Raw genomic sequence first — 21271 nt, forward strand, 5'->3', positions numbered from 1 at the left:
CCCGCCTTCGTGGGAATGACGTGTTTTAATTTTACTCGTCACCCTCATCAACCGCCGCTTCACCTTTTACTGACCTAACCGTAGTAGCAATGTTTTCCTTGATCTCAAGAATCTCAAAATAGTAATTCTCAATTGCCACACAGGCCGAACCATCAGGAAATGATTCCAATTGCTCCAGCAATAAACCATTTAAAGTTTTGGGACCATCGGCGGGCAGTTCCCAGTCCAGGCCTTTGTTGATATCGCGGATCGTGGCTGTGCCGTGGATAATAAAAGAGCCATCTTGTTGGGCGTGAATATCCCTGATCTGGTCGGTCATATTAGAAGTAAACTCGCCGACAATTTCTTCCAAAATATCTTCCAGCGCCACTACACCCTGAACAACACCATATTCGTCTACCACGATACCCAGGCGACGTTGGGCCTGCTGAAAGTTTACCAGCTGTGTATGCAACGGCGTTGCTTCAGGGGTGAAATAAGGTTCGCGAATTTGATTCATTAAACTGCTGCGGTCGATATTACCTTGCTCATCAATCACACGGCTGACATTGCGTTGGTGGAAAATACCAATCACATTATTGATATTGTCTTCAAACACCGGGATACGCGTAAACTCAATAGAGCGTAACTGTTCCAGCAGGGTTTCGTCATTATCATCAAGATCAATCCCGACGACTTCGTTGCGGGGGATCATAATATCTTCAACCGTGGCTTGTTCAAGGTCGAGAATATTAAGCAACATACCCTGGTGACGCTGAGGAATATGTGGACCGGCATCACCTACAATAGTACGTAGCTCATCCTGGCTAATGTTGTCTTCGTTTTGCTTTCTGGTATCAATGCCAGCAAGTTTTAGCAGGTTGTTGGTGATGTTGTTAATAAACCAAACCAGCGGATACAGAATTTTTAATAACGGAACCAATACAGCGCTGGCGGGGAAGGCAATTTTTTCAGGATAAAAAGCTGCGATAGTTTTGGGGGTGATCTCGGCAAAGATTAAAAACACCAGAGTTAAAATAATAGGACCAATGACCACGGAAGCGGCTTCACCCCAAAGGCGAATCACAATCACCGTAAACAAAGAGGCGGCAATAAAGTTAACCAGGTTGTTACCAATTAAAATCAGACTAATTAAACGGTCGGGGCGTTTTAATAAACGGGAGGCGCGGCGAGCACCTTTATGGCCTTTCTTGCGTAGGTGTTTCAGCCGGTAACGGTTGAGTGACATCATGCCAGTTTCGGTGCTGGAGAAGAAGGCAGAAAGTAGTAGTAGTACCGCCAGGATGGCGAAGAGTACTTCCAGGGATAACTCGTTCAACGAGTGGTGTTCCTTATATTATTCAGGGCCGCTTATCTTGAAGAAAAACAGAAATAGAAGCAACCGCTAGGGAAGAATCAGTTCCAGCACAAATTTGCTGCCATAGTAAGCCAGCATCAACGCTGCAAAGCCACCAAAGGTCCAGCGTGCCGCTGTCTGGCTGCGCCAGCCTAACTGGTGCCTTCCCCATAGCAAGATAGCAAAAATCACCCAGGCCAAAATACTGAAAAAGGTTTTATGGGCCAGGTGCTGGGCGAACAGGTCGTCGATAAAGATAAAGCCGGTTATCAGTGACAGTGTTAGTAGCCCCATGCCTATCCAAATCAGCTCGAACAGGATTTGCTCCATCGTTTGCAGTGGCGGCAATGCTTTTAAAATGCCCCCCATATGATGACCTTTAAGGTGGCGTTCCTGCAGGGCCAGTGCAATCGCCTGAATGGTGGCAATCGTCATTAGGCTATAGGCCAAAATAGAAATCAGGATATGGCTAAGCAAGCCAGGTGAGGCCACTGAAATACCGCGCATCGGTGAAGACAGGCTTGAAACAACAATAGAAAGGGCGGCCAATGGAAATAGTGCCACCAATAAGTTACTGGTTGGGCGACGCAAAATACTGATCAGGTTAATAGCGGCAATACAGCAAAATATTAGCGAGGATACCCGGAAAAACCCCAGGTCTATTTGTTGGTCATAGTAAATGATATCAACCGCACTATAGGAATGGGCCAGCACTGCAACAATACCAATTCCCAGTAATACGGAGGTCTTTGGTTGTTTGGTTTTGTTTAATAGGTAAGCAGCCTGTAGCCCTGCTGCAAGCAGATAAAGGCAAATAGCTATGATGTTGGCGGCAGTAATCATCGTTATCGTTTCGGGTCTTATCCGTAGGGCATATTCTGTTGAACATTTCAGTTGAGCATGTTGGTTCGAGCTACCAGCTCGGTTATACTTTGCCAGTTTACACTAATTCAATACAAGTCGTCGCCAGAGAATCACCGCATTATGTTCGAGAACCTAACAGATCGTCTATCTCATTCCCTGAAAAGTATTACTGGTCAGGCGCGTCTGACGGAAGACAATATTAAAGACACTCTGCGTGAAGTGCGAATGGCTTTGCTGGAAGCGGATGTTGCCCTGCCGGTAGTTAAAGATTTTATCGAGGCCATCAAGGTGCGTGCAGTAGGGCAGGAAGTTAGCAAAAGCCTGAGCCCCGGCCAGATGTTCGTCAAGATTGTTAACGACGAACTGGAAGCCTTAATGGGCAAAGCTAATGAGAGCCTCAATCTCTCAACCCAGCCACCAGCGGTGGTATTGATGGCTGGCCTGCAAGGTGCCGGTAAAACCACTTCGGTAGCCAAGCTGGCCCGCTTCCTGAAGGAAAAAGAAAAGAAAAAGGTGATGGTCGTCAGTGCCGACGTCTACCGCCCGGCGGCAATTAAACAGCTGGAAACACTGGCTGAAGAAGTTGAAGCTATTTTCTACCCATCGACTATCGAACAAAAACCCATTGATATCGTCAACGGTGCTATCGCTGAGGCCAAACTACAGTTTGCCGATGTGCTTATTGTGGATACCGCCGGTCGTTTAGCCATTGACGAAGAAATGATGACCGAGATTAAGCAGCTACACGCTGCTATTACGCCAGCTGAAACCCTGTTTGTGGTGGATGCCATGACCGGTCAGGATGCGGCCAACACCGCCAAAGCCTTTAACGATGCCTTGCCATTAACCGGTGTGGTGCTAACCAAGGCGGATGCAGATAGCCGCGGTGGTGCCGCCTTATCGGTACGTCATATTACCGGCAAGCCGATTAAATTTATGGGTATGGGTGAAAAAACCGATGCCCTTGACCCTTTCCACCCCGATCGTGTCGCCTCCCGTATTTTGGGTATGGGCGATATGCTGTCGCTGATTGAAGAAGCCGAGCAAAAGCTGGATCGCAAAAAAGCCGAGAAGCTGGCTAAGAAGATTAAAAAGGGTAAGAAGTTTGACCTTGAAGATCTCCGTGACCAACTGCAGCAAATGCAAAATATGGGTGGCATTGGCGATATGCTGGATAAACTTCCGGGCATGGGCAATATGGCCCAGATGGCTCAATCCCAGATCGATAATAAAGCCTTTACCCGCATGGAAGCTTTGATTAATTCAATGACTCCAAGGGAGCGTCGCAACCCTGATGTGCTGAATGGCTCTCGCAAACGTCGCATTACCCAGGGCTCCGGTACTGAAATCCAGGATCTTAACCGCCTGCTAAAGCAGCATAAGCAGATGGCCAAAATGATGAAGAAAATGAAGTCTAAGGGCGGTATGGCCAATATGATGCGTGGCCTGCAAGGTATGATGCCCCCCGGTGGCGGTGGCTTTCCGGGCCAGTAATCCGTAGCTGTTGTGGTATTTGGGTGCGCATTACTGCTAAAACACCAGATACTGTGGCTAAGTACCTGAAACAGGGTTAAAAAACTTCCTTAAATGGTTCCAAATCGAAGGGCTATGTCGTAGAATACCGCGCCTTTCCGGGGGACCTATTGTCCCTCGGTCTCCTGTTGTGCACTAAGACAGTACGAAGATCTGAGTGCAACGGGTATAAATTTTTCAAGCTCTGGCCAGCAGGCAGAGCCTAATTGTTAGGAAATATAGTGTAATGGTAACTATTCGTTTATCTCGTGGTGGCTCTAAGAAGCGCCCATTTTATCACTTGAATGTTAGTGACAGCCGCACATCGCGCGATGGTCGTTTTATTGAGCGTGTGGGTATCTTTAACCCAATCGCCAGCGGTTCTGAAGAGCGTCTGCGTGTTGATCAAGAGCGTATCGATTACTGGGTAAGCAAAGGTGCTCAGTTGTCTGAGCGTGTTGCTAACCTGGTTGCTCAATCTAAAGCAGCAGCTTAATAGCGTTAGCTATTGAGCCAGGGTGATGACTGAGGCCTGCGAGCTTGTCGTAATCGGTAAGATTACGTCGGTTTACGGTATTAAAGGCTGGGTCAAAATTCACTCCTATACCCAGCCCATGGAAAATTTGATGGGCTATAAGTCTTGCTACCTCGATAAGGGTGACCAGTGGGAACCCATAGATTTTGAGGCGGCAAAACGCCACGGCAAAGGTCTGGTGGCCTTAATCGAAGGCGTTAATGATCGTGAGGTGGCTCGCGGTTATTGTCAGCGAGACATTGCTATCCCGGTGTCTGAGATGCCGGTATTAGCCAAAGGTGATTTTTACTGGCACCAGCTTAACGGCCTAAAAGTGTTTACCACCAATGAACAGGGTGGTGAACAACTGCTAGGGGAAGTTAAGCAAATGATGGAAACCGGCGCTAATGATGTGTTGGTGGTTAGAAAGTGCCAGGGCAGTATCGATAAGCGCGAGCGCTTGATTCCCTGGATACCGGATCAGGTGATTCAAACCGTTGATATAGAGGCGGGGTTGATTCGGATTGACTGGGATGCTGAATTTTAACGCTGCTGTCATTCCCGCGAAGGCGGGAATCTACAGTGCTGGGTTCCCGCCTTTGCGGGAATGACGTTGTTAGTAGAGGGAGCAGGCTGGTGCAAATTGGTGTTATCACTCTGTTTCCTGAGATGTTTGCAGCCATTACCGACCATGGCATTAGTGGTCGAGCTGTTAAACAGGATTTAGTCACAGTACAGCATTGGAACCCTCGCGACTTTACCGAGGACAAGCATCGTACTGTTGATGATCGTCCCTACGGCGGTGGCCCGGGGATGGTAATGAAGGTTGAGCCTTTGCGGGGCGCGATAAAAGCCGCAAAGGAAAAACTTGGGTCAGAGACCACAGTGATTTATCTGTCTCCCCAAGGTCGCCAACTGGACCAGGCCGGTGTTGAAGAGCTAGCCAGCCGGGAGCATTTGATTTTAGTCGCTGGTCGCTACGAAGGTATCGACCAGCGTTTAGTCGAAACGGAAATCGACGAAGAATGGTCTATTGGTGACTATGTACTGAGTGGCGGCGAATTAGCAGCCATGGTCTTGATCGATACGGTGGTCAGGCAAATACCCGGTGCATTAGGCCATGATCAATCGGCGCAGGAAGATTCATTTGCCGAAGGTTTATTGGATTGTCCGCATTACACCAGGCCTGAAGACTTTGAAGGCCGGCCAGTACCCGAGGTACTAATGAGCGGAGATCACGAAAAAATTCGTCGCTGGCGCTTAAAACAAGCGTTAGGGCGAACTTGGCAAAGACGCCGCGAGTTAATTGATAACCGCGAGCTCAATGCCGAAGAAAAAGCATTATTGGCAGAGTTTATTGCTGAGTTAGATAAGCAGTAGATGGCCGCTGATAACATTTAATCATCTGGACCAATGTAGGTTGATCAAAGCCTATAAGTACAGAGTACATACTGGCTGTGAGGCCAGGCAGAACGACTTTAGGAGTCAACCATGAGCAAGAACAAAATTATCGCTGAGTTAGAAGCGGAACAGATGACCAAAGAAGTACCAGAATTTGGTCCTGGTGATACCTTAGTAGTACAGGTAAAAGTAAAAGAAGGTAACCGCGAGCGTCTTCAGGCGTTTGAAGGTGTGGTTATCGCTGTTCGCAATCGCGCCCTTAACTCTGCATTTACCGTGCGTAAAATTTCTCATGGTGTTGGTGTTGAGCGTACTTTCCAGACTTACAGCCCACTGGTTGATAGTATCGAAGTGAAGCGTCGTGGTGATGTGCGCCAGGCTAAGCTTTACTACTTGCGTGAGCTTAGCGGCCGTGCAGCACGCATCAAAGAGAAGCTGGCTAAGTAATTTTTTAGCAATACTTCAAAAAGGCAGCCATTGGCTGCCTTTTTTGTGTCTGCCTACTCGTCATTGCCAAGAAGCAACGTCATTCCCGCGAAGGCGGGAATCCAGCACTGTAGATTCCCGCCTTCGCGGGAATGACAGAATACTTGGGAATGACAGAATACTTGGGAATGACAGAATACCTGAGAATAATTTGATAGGGGTTGTTATTGTTATCTAACACCGGCAATCTAGTTCAATAATGACAAACGCTAAAAACGACAATCCGGTTATCGACCTCTATCTGGATGCCCTGTTTATGGAAAAGGGCCTAAGCCAGAACACCCTGGCCTCCTATCGGCGTGATTTAGTGCATTTTGATCGCTGGCTAGTAACCCAGTCGGTTGCGCTGCTTAAAGTTCAAAAAACCGATATCCATTCCTACCTTTCCTTTCGTTTGCAAAAGAAGCAATCGGCCCGTTCAACGGCGAGGCTGCTTTCTTGCCTACGTGGATTTTATCAATACCAGTTGCGGGAATCGCAAATTTCACTCGACCCCACGCTTGATATAGAAAGTCCCCAACTCCCTAAAACGCTACCAAAGTCCCTGAGCGAAGAAGATGTGGAAGGCTTGTTGGCGGCCCCCGATATTAATGAGCCGTTAGAATTAAGAGACAGGGCAATGCTTGAATTACTTTATGCCTCCGGTTTACGGGTAACCGAGTTAGTCTCTTTACAGGTAGGCCAGCTAAGCATGACCCAGGGAGTGGTCAGGGTGATGGGTAAGGGCAGCAAAGAACGCCTGGTGCCCACTGGAGAAGAAGCTCTACTTTGGCTGCAGCGCTATATGCAGCAGGCCAGGCCACTGCTATTAGGGGCAAAGATGAGCGATGTGATGTTCCCCTCAAAACGGGGCACAATGATGACTCGCCAAACGTTCTGGCACCGTATTAAAATCTACGCCCAGCGGGCCGGCATAACTCGCCCCTTATCGCCCCATACCCTGCGCCATGCTTTTGCCACCCATTTGATTAACCACGGTGCTGACCTGCGAGTTGTACAATTACTCCTTGGGCACAGTGACCTGAGCACTACACAAATATATACTCATGTCGCCAGAGAGCGAATGAAAGATTTACATGCCGAACATCACCCTAGAGGGTAAAGCCTAAAAACGTCATTCCCGCGAAAGCGGGAATCCAGAATGACCCATAAAGTTAAATAGAGAGAATTACATGAAATTGTTTGCGAGTTTACCGGTCTTAACGGCAGCTTTACTAATGCTGGCTGTATCCAGTCTAAGTGTTGCGCAGGCGCAGGCTGTCCCGGCTATAGCACCTGCAGAAGTGCAAAGTGCGATTAAGGCCAGCTTTAAAGCCAGCCGTCCGGGTCTTAACCTTCAGTCAATCAACGCCAGTGAGATTTCAGGCCTTTATGCGGTACAAGTGGCCAACGGCCCAGTGCTCTATACCACTGCAGATGGCAAATATTTTGTATTGGGTGACCTTTATCAAGCGGCCCCCGGTGGTTTTATCAATTTAGCGGAGAGGGCACGCGAGGGCGGCCGTGCCGAATTGATGGCAACACTAAAGCCTGAAGATATGATTATATTCGCCCCCGCAGACCAGCCCGCTAAAGCCGCTATTATGGTATTTACCGATGTTGACTGCTTTTACTGCCAGAAACTACATCAGGAAGTGCCTGATCTAAACCGTCTGGGTATTGAAGTCCGCTATCTGGCTTACCCGCGTGCAGGTATAGGTTCTAACTCCTATAAGAAAATCGCCAGCGCATGGTGTGCCGATGACAAGCAAGCCGCTATGACCAAACTTAAAAACCGGCAGCGTATCCCCACCAATGTGTGCCCGGGTAACCCTGTGGAAGCACACTTTAAATTAGGCCAACGAGTTGGCGTTAGTGGTACACCGGCTATGGTAACGACTGAAGGTCGTTTAATGCCCGGTTATATGCCTGCCTTGCAACTGGCTAGTGCACTGGGTATAGCTGTAGATCCCGAGTTGGCGGCTGAATTGCAGAAAAAACAGGCGGCGGCTAAGAAGTAAGTTTTTTTGGGAAAGTAGATGGTGTGGGACCCACCTCAGCTCTTGCATCACGTTTACGATTCTTTTCCTATTACGTCATTCCCGCCCCCGACAAATACACTCGGGGGCAGGCTTCGGCGAAAATGTCTAACGTCATTCCCGCGAAGGCGGGAATCCAGTGCTGTTATTTCCGCTTAAGCGGAAATAACAGCATAAGCATGCAGGCTGGATTCCCGCCTTCGCGGGAATGACGGTTCTTTCCTTCCCCCCAATAACACCACAATTTCCCCCATTCAAGATGGCTTTGCAGCCCCAGCTGAAATACAATGCGCCTTCGAATTTTATCGCTAATTTCACCAATAAGCAGGAGAGGGTAGTTTGAGCCCCGTCAATATAGGTATTTGTGGTCTTGGAACCGTTGGTAAAGGCACTTTTGATGTCTTGAATCGTAACTGTGCGGATATTGCAGCACGGGCTGGCTGTGCTATCGAAATTTGCCATATTGGTGCTCGTCGTGGTGCTGATATTGAAGGTATTACCGTGAGTACCGATATCTTTGCCGTGGCTGAAGACCCAAATGTTCATATCCTGGTTGAGCTTATTGGTGGCACGACTGTCGCCAAAGAATTGGTGCTAAAGGCTATTGCCAATGGCAAACATGTGGTTACCGCCAACAAAGCCCTTATCGCCGAGCATGGTAACGAACTTTTTGCCGCCGCCGCCGAGCAGGGCGTCAGTGTTGCCTTTGAAGCGGCCGTGGCTGGTGGCATACCCATTATTAAAGCAATCCGTGAAGGATTGGCCGGCAACCGAATTGAGTGGTTGGCGGGTATTATCAACGGTACCGGTAACTTTATCCTGACTGAAATGCGCGATAAAGGCCGTGATTTTGACGATGTCCTTAAAGAAGCACAGGACCTGGGCTACGCTGAAGCAGACCCTACCTTTGATGTTGAAGGTATTGATGCTGCCCATAAACTGGTTATCCTTGCGTCGCTCGCCTTTGGTATCCCCCTGCAGTTTGATAAAGTCTATACCGAAGGTATCACTAACATCTCCCGGGATGATGTGGAGTATGCTGAGCAGCTAGGCTATCGCATCAAACACTTGGGAGTAGCGCGTCAAACCGACAATGGTGTTGAGTTGCGTGTTCACCCAACCATGATTCCCGAGAAGCGTTTAATTGCCAATGTAGACGGCGTAATGAATGCAGTACTGGTACAGGGTGATGCGGTTGGCCCAACCTTGTACTACGGAGCTGGTGCCGGTGCAGAACCTACAGCCTCAGCAGTGGTAGCCGATATTGTTGATGTTGCCCGTACCTTGAGTGCAGAGCCCAAACACCGCGTACCCTATCTGGCCTTCCAGCCAGGCGCATTAAACGATACCCCGATTGTTGATATCAACCATATAGAAACGGCTTACTACTTACGTATGTCTGCGCAAGATAAGCCGGGTGTATTATCCAGTGTTGCACAAATTCTTTCCGAGGCAGGCATCAGTGTTGAAGCCATTATCCAAAAAGAACCGGCAGAAGGTCAGCATCATGTGCCCCTGATTATCCTGACCAGTCGCTCAGTTGAAAATAAACTGGACTCTGCCATTACCGGGATTGAAGCGCTGGATTCTATTGCTGGCCAGGTTACTCGTATTCGAGTTGAGTCATTAGGTTAATTTTTACAGATTATTATTGGTTTAAAACATGAAATATATCAGTACCCGCGGACAGGCTCCGGCATTAAATTTTGAAGAGGTTTTGCTAACGGGTTTAGCACCTGATGGTGGCTTATATGTGCCAGAAACCCTGCCCACTTTTTCTCAGGAAGAAATCGCTTCCTGGTCTGGTCTTAGCTATACCGACCTGGCATTTAAAATTGTTCAGCCCTTTATTGGTGACTGTATCCCCGCCGATGACCTAAAGGTGATTATTGATGATACCTATGTCGATTTTCGTCACCCCTCCATTGCACCGTTAGTGCAGTTGGATAAAAACGAGTGGGTGCTGGAATTATTCCAGGGGCCAACGTTAGCCTTTAAAGATTTTGCCCTGCAATTGTTGGGGCGCTTATTGGATTACGTGCTTGAGCGTCGCCATCAAAAAGTGGTGATTATGGGGGCAACTTCTGGTGATACCGGTTCTGCCGCTATTCAGGGTTGCAAGCGTTGCAGCAATATCGATATCTTCATTCTGCACCCGTATCAGCGTGTCTCGGATGTACAGCGTCGCCAGATGACGACAGTGCTGGCTGACAATATTCATAATATTGCCGTTAAAGGTAATTTTGATGACTGCCAATCCATGGTCAAAGCCAGCTTTAACGATAAAAGCTTTTTGCCGGAAGATCGCCAGCTAGTGGCAGTCAACTCGATTAACTGGGCGAGAATTATGGCCCAGATTGTCTATTATTTTTATGCCTCTTTATCGTTGGGTGGCCCACTGCGTCCGGTTGCCTTCTCAGTGCCTACTGGTAACTTTGGTGATATTTATGCCGGTTACCTAGCCTCTAAAATGGGCTTGCCGATTGATCAGTTGGTTGTTGCCACCAATACCAATGATATTTTGCACCGTTGCATTAGTGATAATGATTTTGCCAAGCACGACTTAGTGCATACCTTATCACCCAGTATGGATATTGTTATTTCCAGTAACTTTGAGCGTTTGCTATTTGATTGTTACGGTCGTGATGGCGCGGCAATTAAGGATTTAATGACCCGTTTCCAGACCGAAGATGTTACGTTAACGGATGCTGCTTTTGCCAATGTGCGCAGTTTGTTTGATAGCTGTAAAGTTGATGATGAGAAAACCGTTAAAACTATTGCCGATGTTTACAATACACAAGAATATTTACTGGACCCCCACTCGGCGATAGGTGTGGAAGCTGCGCGCAAGGTGCGCCGCCGTAAAGATATCCCGATGATTACTTTGGCGACTGCACATCCAGCTAAATTTCCGGAAGCGGTGATGAAGGCGGGTTATCCCCATGAGCCTGAGTTGCCCCATCATATGGCGAGTCTGTTTGATGATGAAGAGCGCTGTACTGTTTTAGATAATGATTTGTCTGCCGTGCAGGAGTTTGTTGTTGGGAATATCACTGCCTAAACCTCGAACGTCATTTCGCGAACAACCGTCATTCCCGAGAACAACCGTCATTCCCGCGAACAACTGTCATTCCCGCGAAGGCGGGAATCCAGACTGCATGCTTATGCTGTTATTTTCGCCCCCGACTAAAGCACTCGAGTGCAGGCTGCGGAAATCTACAGCACTGGGTTCCCGCCTTCGCGGGAATGACGATAAGATGAGAGTGTGGCACTAGCTTATGCAGAAAATAATAAAGCGTCGACAAGCCACCTCCATAGAGCATACCTTTTCCGATTCGTTACCCCCACTGCTACAAAAAATCTATGCCACCAGAGGTATTACCTCGGACCATGACATACAGACTGATCTCGCTGGTTTATTAAAACCGGAGTCCTTAAAAGGCTTACCTGAAGCCACTGATCTTCTGTTAGCTGCCTTAGAGCAACAACAGCGCATACTGGTAGTGGGCGATTTCGATGCTGATGGTGCAACCAGTAGCGCTTTAGCTGTGCTGGCTTTAACCGCTATGGGTGCAGACTCAGTTAATTTCTTAGTCCCCAACCGTTTTGAATACGGCTATGGCTTAACCCCGGAAATTGTTGAGGTCGCTAAACAGTTTTCCCCTGATTTAATTATCACCGTGGATAACGGCATCTCCAGCATTGATGGTGTTAATGCCGCCAACGAGGCAGGTATCCAGGTTTTGGTCACCGACCACCATTTGCCCGGCAAAACTTTACCCGCCGCCGCGGCAATCGTTAACCCCAATCAACCCGGTTGTGAATTTGAAAGTAAAAACCTGGCTGGTGTGGGTGTTATTTTTTACCTGATGTCAGTATTGCGTTCAGCACTGCGAGATCGCCAATGGTTTCAGCAGCACAATATTGCTGAGCCAGCGATGGCTGATTATCTGGATTTAGTGGCACTGGGAACCGTAGCGGATGTTGTACCGCTGGATAAAAATAATCGTATTCTGGTAGCGCAGGGTCTTCGCCGTATTCGCGCTGGAAGAAGCCGCCCGGGAATAAAAGCCTTATTAGCCGTTGGTAATCGCAATGCTAACCGTTTAGTCAGCACAGATTTAGGCTTTGTTGTAGGTCCACGGTTAAATGCGGCGGGGCGCTTGGATGATATGACCTTGGGTATTCAATGTTTGCTAACAGACGATGATTATCTAGCGGGTGAAATTGCCCGACAAATGGATGAGCTCAATCAGGATCGAAAATCTATTGAAGGCAGTATGCAGCGCGAGGCCCTTGAAACCTTAAAAACGCTGAAGATAAAAGAGGGCAATATGCCCTACGGTCTATGTCTTTACGATGCCAACTGGCATCAGGGTGTGATTGGTATTTTGGCTTCCAGAATTAAAGACCGCTATCACCGTCCTGTGATTGTTTTTGCCGATGCGGATGAAGAGGGTGTGATTAAAGGGTCTGCCCGCTCTATTAGCGGGCTACATATTCGTGATGCCTTGGATGCAATAGCTTCACAGCATCCGGGTTTATTAAGTAAATTTGGCGGCCATTCGATGGCGGCGGGTATGAGTCTGCAAAAAGAGCAGTACCCCTTATTTGTAGAAGCTTTTGATCAGGAAGTCAGACGGCAATTGACCGAAGAGAATTTACAAGCGGTATTGTCTAGTGATGGTGAATTAGCCGCTGATGATTTTAATTTGCAGTTGGCGCAAACACTGCGTGATGCCGGTCCCTGGGGGCAGCATTTTCCTGAGCCTTTATTTGATGGTGAGTTTTTACTCGTTCAGCAACGTATTCTAAAAGAAAAACATTTAAAACTAGTGTTAGCCGTTGAAGACAATCCACAGTCGGCCATTGATGCTATCGCCTTTAATGTTGATATTTCGCAATGGACGGGGCTGGCTATTGAAAAGGTCAGGGTGGCTTATAAACTGGATGTTAATGAGTTTAGAGGCCGGCAAACGGTGCAAATGATGGTGGAATATATTGAGCCGATTTAAGGGTAATTTTTCCCATAAAAAAACCCGCTAAAAAGCGGGTTTTTTTATGCTTCAAAAGAGAAGCTTAAGGGAGCAGGTGTGCAACCGCATCACGCTCTTCTGTTAATTCAGTTTCAGTGGCTTTCATTCTGCCCTGGCTGAATTCGCTAACTGACAAGCCTTGAACAACTGTCCACTCGCCATTCTCACAAGTACATGGGAAAGAGTAGATCAAACCTTCTTGAATGCCGTAAGAGCCGTCTGAGTAAACACCCATAGAAACATAGTCGCCGTCAGTAGTACCTAACGCCCAGCTACGAACGTGGTCGATAGCAGCGTTAGCAGCAGAAGCGGCAGAAGATGCGCCACGTGCTTTGATGATGGCTGCACCACGTTGTGCAACGGTTGGGATATAGTCGTTTTCGTACCAGTCTTGCTCAACCAAATCCAAAGCAGGAGTACCCGCAACAGTAGTGATGGAAAGATCGGGGTACTGAGTCGCTGAGTGGTTGCCCCAAACGATCATGTTTTTAACGTCGGTAACAGCCTTGCCCGTCTTAGTCGCTAATTGTGACTTGGCGCGGTTGTGATCCAAACGCATCATGGCAGTGAAGTTTTCTTTAGGAATGCTTGGCGCATTGCGCTGGGTGATCAAAGCGTTAGTGTTAGCAGGGTTACCTACAACCAATACCTTGATGTTCTTGCTGGCATTCTCGTCAATCGCTTTACCCTGAACAGAGAAGATAGCAGCGTTAGCTTCCAGAAGATCCTTACGCTCCATACCCGGGCCACGAGGACGCGCGCCAACCAGCAGGGCATAGTCGCTGTCTTTAAAGCCAACATTGGGGTCGTCAGTGCAAACAACACCGGCTAACAGAGGAAAGGCACAATCGTCCAATTCCATCTTAACGCCTTCAAGGGCATCCATCGCTGGAGTGATATCCAACAACTGAAGGATAACGGGCTGGTCTTCGCCTAACATGGCGCCAGAGGCAATGCGGAAAAGGAGTGCATAGCCAATTTGGCCAGCTGCACCAGTAACGGTAACGCGTACGGGTTGTTTCATTGTAGTTTCCTGATAGTTGGTAACTGATTAGGGGCTCAAAATTTAGGGCGCCCATTCTAGAGATTTAGCGGGTAAATTTCCACCAAAACCTCGCTAATGTGGCCATGAATCGCTTCAGATGGGGATATTTAGTGCTACAATCGCCGCCCGCGATTCCCCAACAAAGGCCAAATCAGTGACATCCGGTGCAAACACCCCAAGCCAGCCAGAAACTCGAAAATCCAGGCTGGAAGCTAATAAGCTGCACAAGCGTCTGCGCCGCTATGTGGGTCGTGCTATTGAAGACTACAACATGATCGAAGAGGGTGATCGGGTGATGGTTTGCCTGTCTGGTGGCAAAGACTCCTATGGCATGCTGGATATCCTGCTCAAACTGCAACACAGTGCGCCGCTCAATTTTGAGTTGGTGGCTGTGAATATGGACCAGAAACAACCAGGGTTTCCTGAAGATATTTTGCCTGGCTACCTCGATAAGTTGGGCATTGAGTACTATATCGTAGAAAAGGATACCTATTCCGTGGTCAAAGCTAAGGTGCCAGAGGGTAAAACTACCTGTGGTCTTTGTTCTCGGTTACGTCGCGGCACTTTATACGCTTTTGCAGAAGAAATTAACTGCACCAAAATTGCCTTGGGCCATCATCGCGACGATATTGTTGAAACGATGTTTCTAAATATGTTTTATGGCTCGAAGCTGTCGGCGATGCCGCCTAAGTTATTGTCTGATGATAAGCGCAATGTAGTTATCAGGCCGATGGCTTATTGTAAGGAAACAGACCTTGAGGAATATGCCAGGATAAAACAATTCCCGATTATCCCGTGTAATCTTTGTGGCTCCCAGGAAAATCTGCAGCGGCAAAATATAAAGACGATGTTACAAGAGTGGGAAAAGGCTCAGCCAGGGCGCGTGCAAAGTATTTTTGGCGCGCTGCAAAATGTAAAACCTTCCCAGTTAGCCGATAAGTCTTTGTTTGATTTTAATAAGCTGCCTTTAGATAGAAAAGGGGATCGAGAAGCCTACGAATTCCAGAGTGCCAGTGTGAGTTCGTCTAATATAGCGGCGGGCATTCAGTTTATTGATGCGCTGTCGGTGGATTAATCTTATACATCGTCGCCTGTGGCCTGTTATCGAAATACTTAACACTCTTTTCAGTTTTAGCTTTAGTGATGTTTTACTACGGATAAGGTGATGGCACATAAAATACCTCAACTAGTGGCAATCTAATGGTTGGAGCATTAATTACTTGTAAAAATTTTCAGGCCAAAGTCTAAATATCATCTATATTGAATGTAGTTTGTTGCAATAATATATAAAAAATCTGGATTCATTATGCCGTTCAGCCAAGACCCTCGCCTTTTAAGGGGGCAGTTACAAACGGTTTTCAAGTTCTACACCATTGCGATTACCAGTAGCTTTGTACTGGTGTTGCTTAATGCCTTTGCGTTATGGAGTGTTATTGATAAAACCACCGTGATTAGCTGGTTACTGGTGGCTACAGTTATTTCCTTTGTGCGCTATTACCTGAGCTCCATTTTTCGTCGGGATGAAGAAGCCTTTAGCCATTCAACCTGGATGTCGCTACATACCCTGCTGATATTTTTTTCTGTCACTATCTGGAGTTATGCCCTGTCATTTATGATGCCTGAGGACTCTTTGGCGCATCAGTTTCTGCTTATTATTTCTATCGCGGGCTTATGTTCAGGAGCCTCCAGCACACTGGCATTATCTCCGGTTGCCTACTTATTATTTCTGGCTGGCTGTCTGGTTCCGATGTCAATCCGACTTTATATGATGGAGTCCAATCACAGTGAGCTGCTGTTTGGTCTCTGTTATATTTACATGTACTTTATGTGGCTAACCTGCCGCCGAAATTGCGAAACTGAGTTACAGAATTTAGAAAAGTCCCTTATTCTGGGCGAGAAGGAGCTAGCTTTAAACGAAGCTCACCAGCGGGTAGACCTGCATATTGATCGTAGCCCCCTGGGTATTATTGAGTGGGATGCTGATTTAAAGATAAGTCGCTGGAACCCCGCCGCAGCAACGATTTTTGGTTATTCATCTGAAGAAATACTGGGCGAGTCATTTCATAAATTACTGGCCGGCGATGATGCCAGCTATTTTTTGCAGATTGATCATGCCATTAATTCTCGATCTAATACCCTAAAAAACCTTACCCATAGTGGCGATAGAATATACTGCGAGTGGACCAGTGCTGCCATTCGTCTACCCGATGGCCAGCTATTGGGCTATAGCTCTTTTGTACGGGATATCACCAAGCGACTGGAGCGGGATGAATTAACTACCCATCAAGCCTACTACGATCCCGTCACTGATTTACCCAGCCGTTATTACTTTCATGATCGCTTAAAACAGGAAATTAGCAGAACCAGTCGCAACAGAACCTATAGCGCTGTTTTCTTTTTGGATTTTGATCATTTTAAAACTATTAATGATTCCATGGGTCATTCTATGGGTGATTTGCTATTGCGCCAGTTTGCCGAACGTTTGCAAAACCGTTTGCGTCAATACGATACGGTAGCGCGCTTTGGTGGTGATGAGTTTGTGGTGCTACTCGAAGAGCTGGATGTTGACTATGAAAAGGCACAGTTACAAGCAGCACAGGTTGCCCGGTCTTTACAGCTGCTGTTAAAAACACCTTTTATGCTTGATGAAACCGAATATATGCTGACTTGCAGTATTGGTATTACCCTGTTTAATGACAATACCGCCAGCGAAGACGAATTATTAAAACAGGCAGATTTAGCCCTGTATCAAAGTAAGCAAACAGGCCGGAATATTTATACCTTCTTTGAGCAGGAAATGAGTAACCAGGCCTTCCGTCACCTGCAATTGCTAAATAGCCTGCGCAATGCGGTAAGCAATAACGAGATGTCTTTGGTGTATCAGCCTAAGGTAGATGTGCACAGCAATAAGATTATGGGAGCAGAGGCACTACTACGCTGGAATAACAACGAGTTTGGCTTTGTTTCACCTGCAGAATTTATTCCTGTGCTAGAGGGCTCTTCACTGATTACCCTGGTAGGGCAGTGGGTGTTGGACAATACCTTCGCACAATTAAAACAGTGGTACAGCCAGGGTAAATGGCGCGAAGATATGGGGCTGGCTATTAATATCAGCCCTAAACAGTTGCTGGACAAAAGCTTTGTTGAGCAGGTGGAAGTGCTATTGGCCAAGCATGATATTGCAGCCTCGTTGATCGAGTTTGAAATTACTGAAAATGTATTGGTAGAAAACACCGATCGAATTGCCACCATCCTTACCCAACTGACCAACCTCGGTATCAGTTTTTCGATTGATGATTTCGGTACCGGCTATTCTTCATTAGCCTACCTGAAAAAACTACCCATAGAAGTACTGAAGATTGATAAGTCCTTTATCGACCACTGCACCACGGAAGGCAATGACCAGGCTATTGTACGAAGTATTCTCAGTATCTGTACCGAGCTGGGTTTAACTTCAGTAGCGGAAGGGGTGGAGTATCAGGAGCAACAACAGCAGCTTCAAGCAATGGGCTGCGACCTGTTACAAGGTTATTTGTTTAGCCGTCCAGTGCTGGCTGAAGAGTTTACTGATTTATTGGGTTCTGAGGTTGGGCTGGTAGGATAGATGGGGTGGAAATAACAGCATGAGCATGCAGGCTGGATTCCCGCCTTCGCGGGAATGACGGTTCTTTGGGGTTACGGCCTCGTTTAATTCTTACCTTTAAATTACCGCGTGAACTTGTAGCGTCCCCTGAAACCCAAACCTTCACTCACTCCTTCTACCAATCTTCCATGCCCCCCACAAGTTGGCCCGAATTATGCAATTTCCTCCCCCATAGCGCCTCAGGCCAAGCATATGTCAATTCTTCGTCGACATTGCCCGCCGTTAAAGGTCTGACTCAAGATGTCTTGAGTGGGCTGTGTCATTAGTTTGACTGGGGGCAAATAAAGTTATTACCAGTATAAGAAGGCGTGAGGGATTTATGGTCACCAATCGAACCGATATCAACAACTTGCTAACACAGATGCGAGATATGAAGGCACAGGCCTCCGGCGGCAATGAGATACAACCGCGCTCGGATGTTGAGGCGGCATTGCGTGTTGGCAGCGATAACAAAGCCAATGGTGCCACTACCCCTGACTTTACTGAGATGTTCTCCAATGCGGTGAACGCCGTGAACGAAACCCAGCAAACCTCCAGCGCGCTTTCCACCGCCTACCAACAAGGTGACCCAGGAGTGAGCTTATCGCAGGTGATGGTAGCTTCACAGAAGGCTAGTGTTTCTTTTCAGGCACTGACACAGGTGCGTAACAAATTAGTTGAAGCCTATCAGGACGTTATGAATATGCCGATCTAATCGGCTATCTGTCTTTAGTATTGAGGGGAAACAATGGCAGCATTACCGGCTGAAAGTGGAGGTGATACAGCACCTTCGCGTCAAAATGATTTTATGGATGGTATGGGCAATCTGGGGGTTTTCCGTCAGTTGCTACTGATGGTTGGCCTGGCAGTGAGTATCGCTATCGGTTTTTGGGTGGTGATGTGGTCAATCGGTGAAGATTACGCACCGCTGTATACCAACCTCGACAAAATGAATCCGGAAGATGTTTTAAACGTACTGCAAAGCAACCAGATTGAATATAAAGTCGATGAAACCACCGGTGCCTTACTGGTGGTCTCCAATCAAATCCATAATGCCCGACTAAAACTGGCGGGTGCGGGTATCTCCGCCGATGGTAGTTTTGGTTTCGAATTATTAGATAAAGAACAGCCCCTTGGCACCAGCCAATTTATGGAAAACGCCCGTTTTAAACGCGGCCTTGAAGGGGAGCTGGCCAGAACTATTTCCAGTATTCGAGCTGTTCGCGCCGCCCGAGTACATTTAGCCATTCCCAAATCCTCAGCCTTTATTCGCGACCCTCGCAAACCCACCGCCTCAGTATTTCTCGATTTATATAGCGGCAACGGTATTAACACCGAGCAGGTAAGAGCTATCGCCAATATGGTGGCCTTTAGTATTCCACAACTTACGGTGCAAAATGTCACCGTCGTTGACCAGCGCGGCAATCTGTTATCCAACTTCGATGCCGATCAGGAAATGGCCATGGCCAATAAGCAGTTGGACTATGTTAGCCAAATGGAGGCGAATTACGTTAAGCGTATTAGCTCTATTCTGGAGCCGGTACTGGGGGAAGAAAACTTTCGGGCTGAGGTATCAGCCAATGTAGATTTTACCCAAATTGAGCAAACCGATGAGCTGTTTAAGCCTGACCTGACAGCCATTCGCAGTGAGCAAACGGTAGAGGAGGCCAGGGTCGGTGGCAGCGTTGGCGGTGTCCCCGGTGCCCTTAGCAACCAGCCCCCCCGGGATGCCGAAGCGCCAGATGTAGCTTTACAGACTGAAGATGAAGGCGCGGGTGCAGGTGGAGGCACCAGTCGCCGCCAATCGGTACGAAACTATGAATTAGATCGGACTATCAGTCATACCCGTCACCAGGTGGGCAAGTTGCAACGTCTGTCAGTGGCTGTGCTGGTGGACAATGTCACTAAAACCGATCCTGAAAGCGGAGAGGTCAGCTCGGTACCCATGGAGCAGGCAGAGTTGGACCGCCTGTCCATACTGGTCAGGGATGCGGTAGGTTTTGATTCGGATCGGGGTGATAGCGTTAATATTATTAACTCCGAATTTTTACCGAAACAAGAAATAGAGCCAATTCCACCGGAAGAGCTGCCTCTATGGGAGCAGCCAGCCATAGCCCGCTATGTAAAATATCTGGGTGCTTTTATTGTCGTAATGCTATTATTTTTTGGTGTCTTGCGTCCGGTAATGCGAGGGCTGACCGACAGCGCCAAAGACCTGCGTGAAGTAGAAGCACAGCGCGCCTTAGGTGAATTGTCAGGTGACCTGGGGGCAGACTTAGTAGACGAAACCGTTACCTTGTCCGGGGGTGATAGCTTATTATTAGCTGGCCCCAATGAAAATTATGAGCAACAAATGAATACCGTTAAAGGTTTGATCGCGGAAGACCCCGGTCGAGTGGCGCAGGTGGTAAAGAAGTGGGTAGTTGCCAGTGAGTGAGAAAATTCGTCTTAGCACCCTGGATCAGGCTGCAATCCTGATGATGTCCATGGGTGAAAAAGAAGCGGCGGAAGTGCTTAAGCACTTAGGCCCGAAAGATGTACAGCGTATTGGCACAGCCATGACCGCGCTGGAAAATGTTCCCCAGGAACATGTCGAACATGTGATGACCAACTTTTTGGAAGAAGCGCGTTCCATTACCGGCTTAGGTATGGGCTCCGATGGCTATATTCGTAATATGCTGGTTGAAGCTTTGGGTGAAGACAAGGCCGGCTCTTTGGTTGATCGTATTTTACTAGGTGGCAACACCAGTGGCCTTGATACCTTAAAATGGATGGACGCTCGTTCCGTTGCCGATATTATTCGCAACGAGCACCCGCAAATTCAAGCGATTGTTATGGCTCACCTTGATGGCGACCAATCTGCAGAAGTACTAACCCACTTACCCGATAAAGTGCGTCTCGATATTGTTATGCGGGTGGCGTCTTTAGATGCAGTACAGCCTTCGGCCCTGCAAGAACTTAATACCATCTTAGAAAAACAATTCTCCGGTAATGCTGGCTCGCAAGCTAAAGCTATGGGCGGTACCAAAGTCGCCGCAGAAATTATGAATAACCTGGAAACCAGTGTTGAAGCTGAGTTGATGGAGTTAATCAAAGAAGTGGACGAAGACCTGGGTACCACTATCGAAGACCTGATGTTTGTATTCGACAACTTAAAAGCTGTGGATGATCGCGGCATTCAGGCGCTGCTTAGGGAAGTGTCTTCCGAAGTTCTTATCCTGGCCCTCAAAGGAGCCGACGAAGAACTCAAAGAGAAAATCTTTGGCAATATGTCCAAGCGTGCGGCTGAATTGCTGCGTGATGATTTGGAAGTCAAAGGCCCAGTCAAACTGAGCGAAGTAGAAGGGGCGCAAAAAGAAATTCTTACTATTGCTCGTCGTATGGCCGATGCTGGCGAGATTATTCTCGGCGGCAGTGGCGAAGAAATGGTGTAAAAG

At 47.7% G+C, this 21271-nt stretch carries 18 protein-coding genes; 15 read left to right on the forward strand and 3 right to left on the reverse strand.

Features of this window, described 5'->3' with window-relative positions; genetic code table 11:
* Nucleotides 1-31: 31 nt before the first annotated feature.
* Nucleotides 32-1318, reverse strand: a complete 1287-nt coding sequence (locus tag P8H32_RS00605) for an HlyC/CorC family transporter (protein ID WP_301088193.1) — start codon at nucleotides 1316-1318, stop codon at nucleotides 32-34.
* Between the two features lie 66 nt (nucleotides 1319-1384).
* On the reverse strand, nucleotides 1385-2179 hold the full coding sequence (locus tag P8H32_RS00610; protein ID WP_297292861.1) for an inner membrane protein YpjD: 795 nt from the start codon (nucleotides 2177-2179) through the stop codon (nucleotides 1385-1387).
* A 141-nt stretch (nucleotides 2180-2320) separates the two neighbouring features.
* Here P8H32_RS00610 and ffh point away from each other — a divergent pair, with 141 nt between their 5' ends.
* The 10 genes from ffh to recJ all read left to right on the forward strand — a co-directional run bounded on the left by ffh (nucleotide 2321) and on the right by recJ (nucleotide 13146).
* Nucleotides 2321-3694, forward strand: a complete 1374-nt coding sequence (ffh, locus tag P8H32_RS00615) for a signal recognition particle protein (protein ID WP_301088194.1) — start codon at nucleotides 2321-2323, stop codon at nucleotides 3692-3694.
* A gap of 265 nt (nucleotides 3695-3959) precedes the next feature.
* Nucleotides 3960-4208 carry a 30S ribosomal protein S16 gene (gene rpsP / locus P8H32_RS00620; RefSeq protein WP_297292859.1) on the forward strand — a complete coding sequence of 83 codons (249 nt, stop codon included), beginning with the start codon at nucleotides 3960-3962 and terminating at the stop codon, nucleotides 4206-4208.
* A gap of 25 nt (nucleotides 4209-4233) precedes the next feature.
* On the forward strand, nucleotides 4234-4773 hold the full coding sequence (rimM, locus tag P8H32_RS00625; protein WP_297292858.1) for a ribosome maturation factor RimM: 540 nt from the start codon (nucleotides 4234-4236) through the stop codon (nucleotides 4771-4773).
* A gap of 89 nt (nucleotides 4774-4862) precedes the next feature.
* On the forward strand, nucleotides 4863-5606 hold the full coding sequence (trmD, locus tag P8H32_RS00630) for a tRNA (guanosine(37)-N1)-methyltransferase TrmD (protein ID WP_297292857.1): 744 nt from the start codon (nucleotides 4863-4865) through the stop codon (nucleotides 5604-5606).
* Nucleotides 5607-5717: 111 nt separating this feature from the next.
* Complete coding sequence (gene rplS, locus P8H32_RS00635) at nucleotides 5718-6074, forward strand: 50S ribosomal protein L19 (protein ID WP_297292856.1); 357 nt, start codon at nucleotides 5718-5720, stop codon at nucleotides 6072-6074.
* A 238-nt stretch (nucleotides 6075-6312) separates the two neighbouring features.
* Entirely contained in the window at nucleotides 6313-7215 is a 903-nt protein-coding gene (gene xerD, locus P8H32_RS00640) for a site-specific tyrosine recombinase XerD (RefSeq protein WP_297292855.1), read from the forward strand.
* Nucleotides 7216-7285: 70 nt separating this feature from the next.
* On the forward strand, nucleotides 7286-8113 hold the full coding sequence (locus tag P8H32_RS00645; RefSeq protein WP_297292854.1) for a DsbC family protein: 828 nt from the start codon (nucleotides 7286-7288) through the stop codon (nucleotides 8111-8113).
* 357 nt (nucleotides 8114-8470) lie between these two features.
* The gene (locus tag P8H32_RS00650; RefSeq protein WP_301088195.1) at nucleotides 8471-9766 is read left to right on the forward strand and encodes a homoserine dehydrogenase; all 1296 of its coding nucleotides are present in this window, start codon (nucleotides 8471-8473) and stop codon (nucleotides 9764-9766) included.
* 28 nt (nucleotides 9767-9794) lie between these two features.
* On the forward strand, nucleotides 9795-11192 hold the full coding sequence (thrC, locus tag P8H32_RS00655) for a threonine synthase (RefSeq protein ID WP_301088196.1): 1398 nt from the start codon (nucleotides 9795-9797) through the stop codon (nucleotides 11190-11192).
* Nucleotides 11193-11409: 217 nt separating this feature from the next.
* Nucleotides 11410-13146, forward strand: a complete 1737-nt coding sequence (gene recJ / locus P8H32_RS00660) for a single-stranded-DNA-specific exonuclease RecJ (protein ID WP_301088197.1) — start codon at nucleotides 11410-11412, stop codon at nucleotides 13144-13146.
* A 64-nt stretch (nucleotides 13147-13210) separates the two neighbouring features.
* On the opposite strand, the gene P8H32_RS00665 is transcribed toward recJ, so the two are convergent.
* Nucleotides 13211-14191, reverse strand: a complete 981-nt coding sequence (locus tag P8H32_RS00665) for a malate dehydrogenase (protein WP_297293531.1) — start codon at nucleotides 14189-14191, stop codon at nucleotides 13211-13213.
* Nucleotides 14192-14366: 175 nt separating this feature from the next.
* On the opposite strand from P8H32_RS00665, the gene ttcA reads away from it, so the two are divergent.
* From ttcA to fliG, 5 genes are all read left to right on the forward strand, one after another.
* Complete coding sequence (ttcA, locus tag P8H32_RS00670; protein WP_297293533.1) at nucleotides 14367-15287, forward strand: tRNA 2-thiocytidine(32) synthetase TtcA; 921 nt, start codon at nucleotides 14367-14369, stop codon at nucleotides 15285-15287.
* 231 nt (nucleotides 15288-15518) lie between these two features.
* On the forward strand, nucleotides 15519-17816 hold the full coding sequence (locus P8H32_RS00675) for an EAL domain-containing protein (RefSeq protein ID WP_297293535.1): 2298 nt from the start codon (nucleotides 15519-15521) through the stop codon (nucleotides 17814-17816).
* A 358-nt stretch (nucleotides 17817-18174) separates the two neighbouring features.
* A complete protein-coding gene (gene fliE / locus P8H32_RS00680; protein ID WP_297292373.1) occupies nucleotides 18175-18549 on the forward strand; it encodes a flagellar hook-basal body complex protein FliE in 375 nt (124 codons plus the stop codon).
* A 33-nt stretch (nucleotides 18550-18582) separates the two neighbouring features.
* On the forward strand, nucleotides 18583-20271 hold the full coding sequence (gene fliF, locus P8H32_RS00685; protein WP_297292374.1) for a flagellar basal-body MS-ring/collar protein FliF: 1689 nt from the start codon (nucleotides 18583-18585) through the stop codon (nucleotides 20269-20271).
* Entirely contained in the window at nucleotides 20264-21268 is a 1005-nt protein-coding gene (gene fliG / locus P8H32_RS00690; protein ID WP_301088198.1) for a flagellar motor switch protein FliG, read from the forward strand. The genes fliF and fliG overlap by 8 nt, the downstream gene beginning before the upstream one ends.
* The last annotated feature ends 3 nt before the right edge of the window (nucleotides 21269-21271 follow it).

Origin of the sequence: Oceanicoccus sp. (genome assembly GCF_029238675.1) — a bacterium.
Taxonomy (GTDB): Bacteria; Pseudomonadota; Gammaproteobacteria; order Pseudomonadales; family Dasaniaceae; genus Oceanicoccus.

What these genes read in the sequence shown, in the direction of transcription:
- rimM (WP_297292858.1), top strand. Translation starts at nt 4,234, where the DNA reads ATGACTGAGGCCTGCGAGCTTGTCGTAATCGGTAAGATTACGTCGGTT.
- fliF (WP_297292374.1), top strand. Translation starts at nt 18,583, where the DNA reads ATGGCAGCATTACCGGCTGAAAGTGGAGGTGATACAGCACCTTCGCGT.
- recJ (WP_301088197.1), top strand. Translation starts at nt 11,410, where the DNA reads ATGCAGAAAATAATAAAGCGTCGACAAGCCACCTCCATAGAGCATACC.
- ffh (WP_301088194.1), top strand. Translation starts at nt 2,321, where the DNA reads ATGTTCGAGAACCTAACAGATCGTCTATCTCATTCCCTGAAAAGTATT.
- fliE (WP_297292373.1), top strand. Translation starts at nt 18,175, where the DNA reads ATGGTCACCAATCGAACCGATATCAACAACTTGCTAACACAGATGCGA.
- xerD (WP_297292855.1), top strand. Translation starts at nt 6,313, where the DNA reads ATGACAAACGCTAAAAACGACAATCCGGTTATCGACCTCTATCTGGAT.
- P8H32_RS00675 (WP_297293535.1), top strand. Translation starts at nt 15,519, where the DNA reads ATGCCGTTCAGCCAAGACCCTCGCCTTTTAAGGGGGCAGTTACAAACG.
- P8H32_RS00610 (WP_297292861.1), bottom strand. Translation starts at nt 2,179, where the DNA reads ATGATTACTGCCGCCAACATCATAGCTATTTGCCTTTATCTGCTTGCA.
- P8H32_RS00665 (WP_297293531.1), bottom strand. Translation starts at nt 14,191, where the DNA reads ATGAAACAACCCGTACGCGTTACCGTTACTGGTGCAGCTGGCCAAATT.
- rplS (WP_297292856.1), top strand. Translation starts at nt 5,718, where the DNA reads ATGAGCAAGAACAAAATTATCGCTGAGTTAGAAGCGGAACAGATGACC.
- P8H32_RS00645 (WP_297292854.1), top strand. Translation starts at nt 7,286, where the DNA reads ATGAAATTGTTTGCGAGTTTACCGGTCTTAACGGCAGCTTTACTAATG.
- thrC (WP_301088196.1), top strand. Translation starts at nt 9,795, where the DNA reads ATGAAATATATCAGTACCCGCGGACAGGCTCCGGCATTAAATTTTGAA.
- rpsP (WP_297292859.1), top strand. Translation starts at nt 3,960, where the DNA reads ATGGTAACTATTCGTTTATCTCGTGGTGGCTCTAAGAAGCGCCCATTT.